Source organism: Rodentibacter pneumotropicus DSM 21403 (genome assembly GCF_000379905.1).
Classification (GTDB): domain Bacteria; phylum Pseudomonadota; class Gammaproteobacteria; order Enterobacterales; family Pasteurellaceae; genus Rodentibacter; species Rodentibacter pneumotropicus.
Window position 1 is genome coordinate 1 of record NZ_KB904050.1, and the last position, 12167, is coordinate 12167.

Annotated in this window: 9 protein-coding genes, 2 tRNA genes and 1 rRNA gene; 4 read left to right on the plus strand and 8 right to left on the minus strand. The window is 41.2% G+C overall.

Annotated elements, in window-relative coordinates; genetic code table 11:
- Positions 1 to 79 precede the first annotated feature (79 nt).
- Positions 80 to 195: ribosomal RNA gene (gene rrf / locus A3GE_RS0105065) — 5S ribosomal RNA — on the plus strand.
- A gap of 151 nt (positions 196 to 346) precedes the next feature.
- On the opposite strand, the gene glnE is transcribed toward rrf, so the two are convergent.
- The 8 genes from glnE to orn form a co-directional block, all read right to left on the minus strand.
- A complete protein-coding gene (gene glnE, locus A3GE_RS0105070; protein WP_018356189.1) occupies positions 347 to 3295 on the minus strand; it encodes a bifunctional [glutamate--ammonia ligase]-adenylyl-L-tyrosine phosphorylase/[glutamate--ammonia-ligase] adenylyltransferase in 2949 nt (982 codons plus the stop codon).
- A gap of 4 nt (positions 3296 to 3299) precedes the next feature.
- Positions 3300 to 4235 (minus strand): tRNA (adenosine(37)-N6)-dimethylallyltransferase MiaA, encoded by a 936-nt coding sequence (gene miaA / locus A3GE_RS0105075; protein ID WP_018356190.1) that lies wholly within the window; start codon positions 4233 to 4235, stop codon positions 3300 to 3302.
- A complete protein-coding gene (gene mutL, locus A3GE_RS0105080; RefSeq protein WP_018356191.1) occupies positions 4236 to 6125 on the minus strand; it encodes a DNA mismatch repair endonuclease MutL in 1890 nt (629 codons plus the stop codon).
- Positions 6125 to 7639: an N-acetylmuramoyl-L-alanine amidase gene (locus tag A3GE_RS0105085; protein WP_018356192.1), complete on the minus strand. Its 1515-nt coding sequence runs from the start codon at positions 7637 to 7639 to the stop codon at positions 6125 to 6127. The genes mutL and A3GE_RS0105085 overlap by 1 nt, the downstream gene beginning before the upstream one ends.
- Before the next feature lie 17 nt (positions 7640 to 7656).
- A complete protein-coding gene (tsaE, locus tag A3GE_RS0105090; protein ID WP_018356193.1) occupies positions 7657 to 8127 on the minus strand; it encodes a tRNA (adenosine(37)-N6)-threonylcarbamoyltransferase complex ATPase subunit type 1 TsaE in 471 nt (156 codons plus the stop codon).
- Between the two features lie 157 nt (positions 8128 to 8284).
- Positions 8285 to 8360: transfer RNA gene (locus tag A3GE_RS0105095), tRNA-Gly, on the minus strand.
- Positions 8361 to 8374: 14 nt separating this feature from the next.
- Positions 8375 to 8450: transfer RNA gene (locus A3GE_RS0105100), tRNA-Gly, on the minus strand.
- Between the two features lie 93 nt (positions 8451 to 8543).
- The gene (orn, locus tag A3GE_RS0105105) at positions 8544 to 9092 is read right to left on the minus strand and encodes an oligoribonuclease (protein WP_018356194.1); all 549 of its coding nucleotides are present in this window, start codon (positions 9090 to 9092) and stop codon (positions 8544 to 8546) included.
- Between the two features lie 70 nt (positions 9093 to 9162).
- Between orn and rsgA the strand changes: the two genes are divergently transcribed.
- From rsgA to A3GE_RS12535, 3 genes are all read left to right on the plus strand, one after another.
- Complete coding sequence (rsgA, locus tag A3GE_RS0105110; RefSeq protein ID WP_018356195.1) at positions 9163 to 10203, plus strand: small ribosomal subunit biogenesis GTPase RsgA; 1041 nt, start codon at positions 9163 to 9165, stop codon at positions 10201 to 10203.
- A 387-nt stretch (positions 10204 to 10590) separates the two neighbouring features.
- Positions 10591 to 11079 (plus strand): hypothetical protein, encoded by a 489-nt coding sequence (locus A3GE_RS0105115; protein WP_136125831.1) that lies wholly within the window; start codon positions 10591 to 10593, stop codon positions 11077 to 11079.
- Positions 11080 to 11298: 219 nt separating this feature from the next.
- A partial coding sequence (locus tag A3GE_RS12535; RefSeq protein ID WP_428829629.1) for a GA-like domain-containing protein occupies positions 11299 to 12167 on the plus strand: 869 nt, incomplete at its 3' end.

The following is a 12167-nucleotide window of genomic DNA, read 5'->3' on the forward strand; positions in this document are numbered from 1 at the left end:
ATAAATAAAGTAATCAGCTTGTGACCGAGAGAACAAAGAACTAAAAGAAAAGACAAATTAGACGTTATTGAAGAATTATCTTGGCGGCGAGAGTGCAGTGGACCCACCTGAATCCATCCCGAACTCAGAAGTGAAACGCTGTAATGCCGATGGTAGTGTGGGGTTTCCCCATGTGAGAGTAGGGCACCGCCAGGTTTTATTATTAAGGAATCCCCTGAATCGAGAGATTTGGGGGATTTTGCTTTTGGCTATATGTGTGTGGAGCAGAGGTAAAGAGCTTTATCGTGACATTAAATTGATAAAAAGTGCTGTTGAAAATTTGGCTGCCCTTTTTATATCCACTTGTTTAAGATTCTATCCTAAATAAGTTTTTCCAAAAACTTTTAATAAATTCTCTTTTTTCTACAAAATCATTTTTAGGGACAACAGGTGAATAACCTATTAAGTTAAGATGATGAATTTTATTTCTTAAATCAACATAGCATTGTTTTAATCGTACAGAATCTTCTTGATGAATAATACCTGCGTCAGCCATTGATTCAAAAATTCTGACATTGTCGGACCACTTGGTTAATGCAGGGTTTTGAGGAGCATGAGCAAGCATTAAATATTGTGCAATAAATTCAATATCCGTTATGCCGCCACGATCTGTTTTAATGTTAAATTCATTTTCTTGAGAATGGGATAAGTGCGCAAACATTTTCTCACGCATTTCCGATACATCTTGTTTTAGCGTTGTCATATCCCTTGGGGTTGAAAGGACCCGTTGGCGAATATTTTCAAATTTTTCCCGCAATGATTGTTCACCGAAAACTGGGCGACTTCGTACCAACGCTTGTTTTTCCCAAGTCCAAGCTTCATTCAGTTGATAATTTTCAAAGGCGGATAGGGAACATCCGAGCAAGCCGGCATCACCGGAGGGGCGTAATCGCATATCGATGTCATAAAGCACGCCGGCACTGGTATTCAAGCTAAAAATACTCACGATTTTTTGGGCAAGTTTAAGGTAAAACTGATTACTATCAATGATTTTTTTCCCCCCTACCGTTTGACCTTCCACTGCCTCATAAAGAAAAACGAGATCAAGATCGGATTTATAGCCTAATTCGAGTCCCCCTAGCTTTCCATACCCCACAACCAAGAAGTTTTTTTCGCCATTCTGTAAATGTTGAGGAATACCAAAACGGGCGGAAACCTGTTTCCAGGCTAAATTCACCACAGATTGAATAATCGCCTCCGCTAAATAGGTGAGGTGATCGCTCACTTTCATCACAGGCAATGCCCCTAAAATATCCGCTGCGGCTACTCTTAATAAAGTGGCTTGTTTGAATTGGCGTAGTGCATTGATAAATTGTTCCTCATCATTAGGAGGCAATCGCAATAAATATTGCTGGAGTTCATCAGCATATCGGGTGAAAGGTAAGGGATTGCGTAAACTTTCCGTGTTGAGGAGTTCATCGAGTAAAATAGGGTGTTGCGAAAGTTGATCGGAGATGAGTTGAGATTTCCCACAAAGTTCGATCACTTGACGTAACGCTTGTGGGTTTTCAAGTAAGAGTTCTAAATATGTAGTTCGGCTGGAAATTTTCTCAATCAGGTGCAAAATTCGTGGTAATAAAGTGCGGTAGCTTTCTTGTTTAAAAATCAGCGAAAAAACCATTGGCATTAATTGTGTCAGTACTTCGCGTCCACGTTGCCCGATCGCTCGGCGATTTAAACTTTCCTTAAATTGTCCCAGTTTATTTAATATTCCATCAACATCGTCAGACTGAATTCCACTTTCTTGCAGCATTTGCTCAATCTCATCAAAATCCGCCTCTAAAAAATCCAACCATTGATTTTCTTCACGATATTCATTGTTTTCTTCTCCGATGAGTTGATTGAAAACCGCACGTACATTTTCTTGCATTTGCTGTAAAGTGCGGTAGAAATCTTGCCAGTTTTGAATGGCATAGTTGCACTCAATCAGATGATTTTGTTCATCTAAGCACGTGAAATGTCGACAAGCCTCAATTAGTCGTAACTGGTCTGTCTGATTGGTTGGCAGAGTTTGGGTTTGTTGATCATTTATGGCCTGTAATATATTTTCAACCCTGCGTAGAAAAATATAACTTTCCCGTAAATTCTGATATTGAGTTTGAGTGATAATCCCCAGTTTGGCAATTTCAGGCAAGATTTTAAGCAAACTATGTTGTTGTAAGGCAATTTCCCTCCCTCCACGAATTAATTGGAAAACTTGGGCGATAAATTCCACTTCACGGATTCCGCCCGCCCCCAGTTTGATATTATCTTTCAGCCCACGGCGACGTACTTCTCGTTCAATTTTTCCTTTCATTTCACGCAATGATTGAAGCACACTAAAGTCAATATAGCGGCGGTAGACAAAAGGGTGGAGCATTTTTTCCAAGTAGGTGACATTCGGATCATGAGTTTGAGCCCCTAAAATACGCCCTTTAATCATGGCATAGCGTTCCCAATCCCTTCCTTGATCTTGATAATATTGCTCCATTGCGGAAAAACTTAATGCTAACGCACCACTTTCACCAAAAGGGCGTAGGCGCATATCCGTGCGATAAACAAAACCATCAGCAGTGAAATCATCCAATGCACTGATTAAACGCTGCCCCAAACGAGTGAAAAATTTGGCATTATCCACGGGTTTTCTTGCGTTGCTTCCCTCAATGTGAGTTTCTCCCTGAGCAGGATAAGTAAAAATCAGATCGATGTCGGAAGAAAAATTGAGTTCAAATCCGCCCAGTTTTCCCATGCCCAAAATATAAAGTTGTTGTGGTTTACCTTGTTCGTCCAGCGGTGTCCCCATTTCCGTACAGGCTTTGCGGTAAAGCCAATCTCGTGCACTGATAATGAGGCCTTCAGCCAGCTGTGAAAGGCGGATAAAAATTTCCTCTACGCTGGCAAGATTGAGGCTTTGGCAAAAACTTAATTTCGCCATTTCTATGTTACGAAAAACACGCAGGACTTTATAAAATTCAGCCTCATGGAAAATGTCCGATAATTGATTGTTCAAACGTGCCGAATATTGCTCACAATCGGCAAAAGTCGGGCTTTTTTTCCACCATTGTGCGAGTAAGTGCGGTTGTTTTTGTAAGACTTTTTCCACAAAATCAGACATCGCCACTGCATAGCCTAATTCTCCGATTGGGTGGCTTTTATCTTTTTGATATTGTTTAATTTGTTGGGAAATAGCATGGGCATCCATATCGGGAAAGGATTGGCACATAAGGGTGCCAAGTACGGTAAGTTTTTGTTCTATGAGAGAGGAAAGAGCGGTCATTTTGCTAACTTTTTATATGTGCTTCGATTTGGCGTAAAACTGTTTCTTTGGCTTGGTCTGGTTGCAAACTATCCAACCATTGAACCGGCGTTTTCCAGCCTCGTAACCAAGTGATTTGTCGTTTAGCGAGTTGGCGGGTGGCGCAGATGCCACGGAATACCATTTCATCGTGGTCATAATCGCCTTGCAAATAGTCCCACATTTGGCGATATCCCACGCAACGGATTGAGGGTAAATCAGGTGTTAGGTCACTCCGTGCATAAAGTTTTTCTACTTCTTCTTGAAAACCCAATTCAATCATTTTGTGGAAACGTTGTTCAATACGATTATGCAATATATGGCGATCTTCAGGGGCAATGGCAAATTGAATAATATCATAGGGCAATGCTTCCCCTTTTTGTTCGGTCAACTCAGTGAGCGATTTCCCCGTAATATAGAACACTTCCAATGCTCGATTGATCCGCTGAGAATCATTGGGATTAATTCGTTGAGCAGAGATAGGATCAATTTTTGTCAGTTCATTATGCAACATTGCCCAGCCCTGTTGAGCGGCTTTTTGTTCAATATCGGCACGGATTGTTTCATCAGCGGAAGGTAAAGGGGAAAGCCCTTCAAGCAAGGCTTTGTAGTAGAGCATTGTGCCTCCCACGAGAAGGGGGATTTTTCCTTGTGCGGTGATCTTGGCCATTTCACTTAGGGCATCGTCACGAAAGTTCATTGCCGAATAGCTTTCAGCTGGATCTAAAATGTCGATGAGGCGATGGGGTGCTAAAGCCAATTCTTCTTTGGAGGGCTTTGCCGTGCCAATATCCATTCCTTTATAAATTAATGCGGAATCCACGCTAATCACCTCTACCGGTAACTGTTGATGCAGTTGAATAGCTAAATCGGTTTTACCGGATGCGGTGGGACCCATTAAAAAAATTGCGGTTGGTTTCATTTAGAGTTCGTCTAATAAAGGCTGCCAATTAATAGGCTTAAGTAATTGATTAAATTCATCCCGATTGGGGTTATTGAGCAAGCGTTCCAAATCGCTTAATAATTTGACCGCATCGGCAAATACATTGAATGTTTTACTCTCTAATTGGCTGCAAAGTGCGGTTAAAAATGGCGTTGAATTTTCAGTATCGTTCAGAAGTCCCATCACGCATTTTTGCAGATTTTGTGTGCGTAAAATCATCGGTACTCGGTTGAGGGTTAAGCGTAATTGTGTTTTGTTTGCGATAAATTCAAAACCGACTTGTGCAAAATTCTCTGCCTTTTTCTCCCACTCGCTAAATTGGTTTTCCGTTAAACGAAATACGATAGGAATTAGCAGAGATTGTTGTTCAATCTGTGACTGTTGCAAAGCTAGTTTCCATTGCAAATGTTGTAATTTTTCCAAGGAAAGTAAAAAATATCTTTGGTTTTGTTGGAGCAAAAGGGCGCAATTTTCTATGAGGGACAAGGCACGCAAATACGATGGATTTTCGCTCATGTCCGTTGGCTCAATGATTTCATCTGTGAAAATTGCGGTTTTTTTACTATGTTTTGGTGTATCTAGCAGCTCTCCATAGAGTTTCTGTTCGGTTTTACTCGGTTGTTCGGCACGATAATTTTCCCGATAATCACGATATCCTTGGTTTGATGAAGGAACAGTGTGGGCGGAAAAGTGCGGTGGATTTTGCGCTGATTTTTCCATAGAGGCATTTGGTGCGAACATATTTTGTCCGGCTGCCGCACGGTTGGGCTTATGGTTCCAACCTTTTTGACAAGTAGGGATAGGCTCACGCATTTCATTTTCTTGTGGATTTTCAACCGCACTTTCTTTCGGATAGGCGAGCGGGACAGAGAGTTGGCTTTCTAATGCGTGGCTGATGCCTTCATAAATAAAATCATGAATGAGGCGTTGTTGATGAAAACGCACCTCGTGTTTTGTCGGGTGAACGTTTATATCCACCTCATGAGGATTGAGATCAATAAATAATACAAACGCAGGGTAGTTTTCGCTAGGTAAATGCTCCGCATAGGCTTGGCGAATCGCATGAGTAATGACTTTGTCACGTACCATCCGCCCATTGATATAGCAATAGCTTAAATCATTTTGTGCGCGGCTAAAGTTGGGTGTAGCAATCCAACCGGAAAGGTGGAGATCATTGTGTTTCCAATCAATACGCAGTGCATTTTTAACAAATTCTTCTCCGCAAATTGTCGCTACCCGTTTGAGTTGTTGGGAAAGTTCTGAGGCGGGACGATATTGACGAATCACTTTGCCATTGTGGGTGAGGGTAAAAGCGATATTAAATTTTGCCAGTGCAATGCGGCGGATAACCTCATCAATATGGGCAAATTCGGTTTTATCGGTTCGCAAGAATTTACGACGGGCAGGGGTGTTGAAAAACAAATTTGCTACTTCTACCGTGCTGCCGACAGGATGTGATGCCGGTTTGATAGTAGTTTCCATATCTCGCCCTTGGGCATATACCTGCCAAGCTTCTTTTTGTTCGGCAGTGCGTGAGGTGAGGGTTAAACGGGAAACGGAACTGATACTTGCCAACGCCTCGCCACGAAAGCCTAAACTTAGAATTGATTCAAGATCTTCTAAATCCGCAATTTTACTGGTTGCGTGACGGGCAAGAGCAAGGCTTAACTCCTCTTTTGGGATACCGCTGCCGTTGTCACGAATACGGATAAGCGTTGCGCCGCCATTTTCAATATCCACTTGGATTTTATTGGCTCCGGCATCCAAACTATTTTCTACCAATTCTTTCACCACCGAAGCAGGACGTTCCACCACTTCACCGGCGGCAATTTGGTTTGCAAGTTGGGGGGAAAGAATTTTAATCGCCATTATTTTTCCCTTAATTTAATTTTCTGACCGGTAACAACTTTACCGTCTTTTAATGTCGGATTGAGTTTCAAAATTTGGTTTACCGGAATATTATATTCCCGTGAAACCGCGTAAATTGTTTGATCTTTTTTGATGGTGTGATAGCGCGGAATATCCGCTTTTTTTCCATCAGTTTTGCTGTTTTTCTTGTCGTCTTTATCAGTTTTCTTATTGTCTTTTTTATCCGCTGATTTTGTTGTTTTTTCAGCTTTCTTGGTTTCTACCATTTTTTGATTTTTACCGTTATCCGGAATTTTGATAGTTTCCCCAATCCATAATTCTTTACGTTTCAATTTGTTAAGCGTAATAATATCCGATATTTTGACCTCGTATTTATTGGCAAGACTACCTATACTTTCACCGTTTTTCACTTTATGGCGAATGCCGCTGTCTTTGATTTCCCCTTTTGTGGATAAAGTGCGGTCGGTTTTTTCCGTGTTTTTTTCATTTATTTTTTTATCGGTAGAACCTGTTTCTTCCGGTTTTTTGTGTTTTCCATTGTCTGGAATCTTAATGGTTTCCCCCACCCATAATTCTTTTCGTTTTAAATTATTGAGCGCCACAATGTCAGCAATTTTCACCTCATATTTATTGGCAAGGTTACCAAGACTCTCACCCTTTTTCACTTTGTGGCGAATTAAGCTGTCTTTTATTAATAAAGTGCGGTCGGTTTTAGCGTCATTTTCTTTATTGTCTTCAAAGGCTATAAGGGATTTCAAATTGCCGTTGCGATAGGCTACTAATCCCTCATAAATCATATAAGCGATACGGCGGCGATAAGCCGGGGAATTAAGTTTTTGTTCTTCCTCAGCATTTGAAAGAAAACCGGTTTCCACTAAAACAGAGGGAATATCAGGTGAACGCAATACACCAAGACTTGCGTGCTGTGGTGTATTGCGGCTTAATGTGGTGATTTTTGAAAAGCGACGTAAAATATTTCTGCCGATTTCATAACCGGTACGCTGGCTATGTCCAAATTGTAGATCGAGTACGGTTTGATCTAAATATTTGTCGTTATTATGAGAGAGAACCTTTCCCGCTCCCCCTAATAATTCGGAGCGTTTTTCATCATCTTCCAACCATTGCCCCATTTCATCATTTGCCCGACGATTTGAAAGCACCCAGACAGACGCGCCTCGTTGGCTTGGGTTAAGAGAAGAATCCGCATGAATGGAAACCAGATAATTAGCTTTAAATTTGCGGGCGATTTCTGAACGTTCCGGCACGGAAATGTAATAATCACAGTTACGGGTGAGAACACCACGAAAATTGGGATCTTTATCCAGTAAGGCTTTGAGTTCACGGGCGATGGAAAGGGTCACGTTTTTTTCGTAAATGCCGAGATTACGTCCGATCGCACCGGGGTCTTTGCCACCATGACCGGGATCAATGGCGATCGTCCATTGTGCGGCAAAAATGCTAGAAGAAAAAAGAGAGAGTATTATTCCTAAAAAAAATGAAAATTTTGTGTTCATTGTAAACAGATAAAAGATTATAGTTGTTGAAGAATTTGCTCGCCTAAGGCATTTTGTGCGACTAATGTCATATTTCTTGCATCATCATAGTAATCAATATTCACCAGTAAATCAGCCGATGGAAGGATGCCTTCCCCTTTTTCAGCCCATTCGATAAGGCAGATGGCATCTTTGGCAAAGTAATCCCTAATGCCCATAAACTCCAATTCCTCTGGATCGGAGAGGCGATATAAATCAAAATGGTAAACCATTTTTCCTGCAATATCATATTCTTCCACTAAGGTGTAAGTCGGGCTTTTTACCTTGCCTTGAAAACCTAAACCTTGCACCATACCTCGTGTTAGCGTGGTTTTCCCTGCACCTAAATCACCGTTTAAATATAAAATCACGGCACGTTTGGCATGACAGTTTAAAATAGTGTCGGCAAGTTTTTTGCCAAAACGTAACATTGTGGATTCATCAGGAATATATTGGGTTAATTCGTTCATTGGGCTATGATTCTTGAAGTCAAAAACTGGCTGAAATTCTACCGCACTTTTGTTTTTTTCGCTAAGGGGATTTTACCCGTATTAGAGGTTGTTTTGTAGGAAATGTTCCATTGATTTGAAACAAAAATCCATCGCCTTTCAGCAATGGATTGAAATTTGGAGCGGGAAACGAGGCTCGAACTCGCGACCCCAACCTTGGCAAGGTTGTGCTCTACCAACTGAGCTATTCCCGCAGAGAATGTGAAATTGGAGCGGGAAACGAGGCTCGAACTCGCGACCCCGACCTTGGCAAGGTCGTGCTCTACCAACTGAGCTATTCCCGCAATTCATATCTGTGAATGGGGTGGCATTATACGAATATTTTGATCACTTGCAAGGTCAAATTTGTCAAAACCACTTACCTGACGAAGTTTTCGTCAATCTAATTGAATGAAATGATCACGATAATAAGCAAGTTCTTTAATGGATTCACGAATATCATCCAATGCTAAATGGGTATTCGCTTTTTTGAAGCCTTCTAAAATTTCAGGTTTCCAACGTGCAGCCAGTTCTTTTAAGGTGCTGACATCTAAATGACGGTAATGGAAATAATCGGCTAAGTCCGGCATATATTGGTAAAGAAAGCGTTTATCCTGCGCGATGCTGTTACCGCAAATGGGTGAGACGCCTTTCGGTACCCAACGTTTCAAAAAATCCAAGGTTTGTAATTCGGCGGCACGCTCGGTGAGCTTACTGGCTTTTACCCTATCCACTAAGCCGTTTGCCGTGTGGGTTTTTACGCACCATTCAGACATTTTTCCTAATAATTCATCGCTTTGATGAATGGCAAGAACAGGACCTTCAGCGAGAATATTCAAGTTTTTATCTGTGACAATGGTGGCGATTTCAATAATACGTTCTTTTTCCGGATCTAATCCTGTCATTTCCAAATCGATCCAAATCAGATTTTCTTTATCTAATTGCATAATATAAGGTATCCTATGTGAAAATTTTTTCCATTTTATCAAAATCACAGTAAAAAACGACCGCACTTTTATGGCTAAACCTAAACTCACTCAAAATCAAGCTCGCCGAATTGAATCCAATCATACCCGCACCCTTCATCGCCACAAGAAAAAAGAAATTGAATGGCAGGATGAGATGTTGGGGGAATCGCAAGAGGGGATTGTGGTGACACGTTATTCTGTACACGCAGATGTAGAAAATGCACAGGGGGAAATTTGTCGCTGTAATTTACGTCGTACCCTTTCAAGTTTGGTGGTGGGGGATAGGGTAATTTGGCGGAAAGGAAACCGGCAATTACAAGGTGTAAGCGGGGTGATTGAGGCGATTCAGCCGAGGGTGAATGAGATTAAGCGTCCTGATTATTATGATGGTCTAAAACCTATTGCTGCAAATATTGATCGTATTATTATTGTATCCGCCGTATTACCAACACTCTCGCTCAATATTATTGATCGTTATCTTGTAGTGTGTGAAATCGCTAGTATTGAACCTATTATTGTGGTGAATAAAGGGGATCTCCTGACATCAGAGCAAGAAAAAAAAGTAGAGGAACAGTTACAAATTTATCGTGATATTGGCTATCAAACCTTGATTATTTCCGCTAAAAATGGAAAAAATATGGAAAAATTGACCGCACTTTTAAGTGAAGGCACATCCATTTTTGTGGGACAATCCGGTGTTGGAAAATCAAGTCTCATTAATCATATTTTCCCTACAGTGAACGCTCAAGTGGGGGAAGTGAGTGAAACTTCGGGGTTAGGGCAGCATACCACAACATCCTCACGTCTTTATCATTTACCTCAAGGTGGGAGTTTAATTGATTCACCGGGCATTCGTGAATTTGGATTATGGCACTTAGATGCAGATCAAATCACGAAAGGATATCGTGAATTCCAATATGTATTGGGAACTTGTAAATTCCGTGATTGTAAACATTTACATGATCCGGGCTGCGCTTTACGTGAGGCTGTGGAGGAAGGACGAATTTCTCCGATACGCTATGAGAATTATCACAAACTTATTGCAAGTTTATCGGAAATAAAATCGCAAAGGCATTTTTCGGCAACTTAGTTAAATTTGAAGTATTGTTTATTTACAAGTAGAATGGTACGGGTTTTTATAAGTGAAAGATAATTTAATAAATTACTTTTTTGTATCAGAGTGATGGAGTTACAATCTTGACTACAGACTACAGACTACAGACTACAGACTACAGACTACAGACTACAGACTACAGACTACAGACTACAGACTACAGACTACAGACTACAGACTAGCTAGATTAAGCATAGGCTTTCATAAATTTTGGGGTCAGCCGAAAAGAGGGAATATTATTCCCTCTTTTCGGCTGACCCTATTTTTATGGAAAAAAATAAAGTTAGTGACATTTTAGACTAGCAAAAGTTGTTCAATCAGTAATAGGAGTTTTTTATGAAAAAAATTTTTTTAAGTACAGCTATGGGACTTGTACTTTCAGCCTGTTCTTCTCCCCAAGGATCTAATCAACCGCTTGAGATATGGAGCAATTTTGAGCAATCAACGGTAAATAGCCAAAAACTCGGTGAAAACCAGTCTTTAGCGGTATTTTACCGTCAGAATAATATTCAGGGACCTGCTGTTAATGTGTATGTGAATAGAGAGTATCAAGTCTCATTATTACCAAATGCTTATAGCTCGGTTGCCGTATGTTCTACGAAAAATCTATTTGCTTCATCTTTCAGTTCAACGAAAGATTTTGGGAACAGTACTCCGGGAGTTAGTTACACGATGCCTGTAAATTCGGTGACATATTTTAAAGTGATTCAAGATGCTAAGGATAAAGTGAAGCTTGTACACGTAGATAATGCAGTGGCAGAGCAAGAAGTTGCTCAATTACCGAGAGAGAATCAAACCCTTTCTCGTGTAAATGTACGAGATTGTAACAATGCGGTTTACAGTAAGAAATAAAGTTAAAAGAGGGACTAAATTATGTCAACGACCTTAAAAGTATTAAGCGCAAAAAAAGTGATTGCAAACTATCAAATTAATCAAGGCGAACAACTGATTATTGAAGCAAGAGCCCAATCAAATTACCAATTGGTTGATGATAAAACAGGTTTTGCACCAGATAATATTATCACTAAACGTGATGGTAAAGATTTGAAAATCTACCTAAATGATGGTGATATGAGTGAAGATATTATCATCAAAGATTATTACGGCGATGAAATTGGTGAAACAACGAATTTATTAGTTGGGAAACACGAAAACGGCAGTATTTATGCCTATATTCCCGAATCAGGTTTGCAACCGGATGCAGTAAGTTTACTTGCCGATCAAGCTGTTGCACCACAAGCACTAGGTGGCGAAGAATTAGTTTCTGCGTTTTGGGCATTTAATCCATGGTGGTTATTAGCATTGGCACCCTTAGCCGCAGGTATTGCTATTGCAGCACATGATGGAGGTAATAATAGTGGTGGTGGGGATTTAAATACTCAAGCGGACGGCGCGGCCAAATTAGTCGAAGACGCGGAAGTGAAAGCCAAGGCACTTGATGATAAGATTAAAGAGCTGGAAGCGGATGGCAATATTTCCGCGGAAGACAAAGCGACGTTAGACGCGTTAAAAGCAGACGCTGATGCCGCGAAAGCCAAAGCGGATGAAGCGATGAAAGGATTACCGGCGGATAATGCGGCGAAAGAGGTCTTACAAGGTCGCGTGGATGCAATAGACAACCGCGTACCGGATGTGACGCCGGATCCGGCGGACGGCGNGATCAAATTAGTCGGAGAAGCGGAAGCGAAAGCCAAGGCACTTGATGATAAGATTAAAGAGCTGGAAGCGGACGGCAATATCTCCGCGGAAGACAAAGCGACGTTAGACGCGTTAAAAGCAGACGCTGACGCCGCGAAAGCCAAAGCGGATGAAGCGGTAAAAGGGTTACCGGCGGATAATGCGGCAAAAGACGGCTTACAAGGTCGCGTGGATGCAATAGACAACCGCGTACCGGATGTGACGCCGGATCCGGCGGACGGCGCGACCAAATTAGTCGAAGA

Excerpts from the sequence above, each read along its gene's own strand:
- glnE (WP_018356189.1), bottom strand. The coding sequence starts at position 3,295 with ATGACCGCTCTTTCCTCTCTCATAGAACAAAAACTTACCGTACTTGGC.
- miaA (WP_018356190.1), bottom strand. The coding sequence starts at position 4,235 with ATGAAACCAACCGCAATTTTTTTAATGGGTCCCACCGCATCCGGTAAA.
- mutL (WP_018356191.1), bottom strand. The coding sequence starts at position 6,125 with ATGGCGATTAAAATTCTTTCCCCCCAACTTGCAAACCAAATTGCCGCC.
- A3GE_RS0105085 (WP_018356192.1), bottom strand. The coding sequence starts at position 7,639 with ATGAACACAAAATTTTCATTTTTTTTAGGAATAATACTCTCTCTTTTT.
- tsaE (WP_018356193.1), bottom strand. The coding sequence starts at position 8,127 with ATGAACGAATTAACCCAATATATTCCTGATGAATCCACAATGTTACGT.
- orn (WP_018356194.1), bottom strand. The coding sequence starts at position 9,092 with ATGCAATTAGATAAAGAAAATCTGATTTGGATCGATTTGGAAATGACA.
- rsgA (WP_018356195.1), top strand. The coding sequence starts at position 9,163 with ATGGCTAAACCTAAACTCACTCAAAATCAAGCTCGCCGAATTGAATCC.
- A3GE_RS0105115 (WP_136125831.1), top strand. The coding sequence starts at position 10,591 with ATGGGACTTGTACTTTCAGCCTGTTCTTCTCCCCAAGGATCTAATCAA.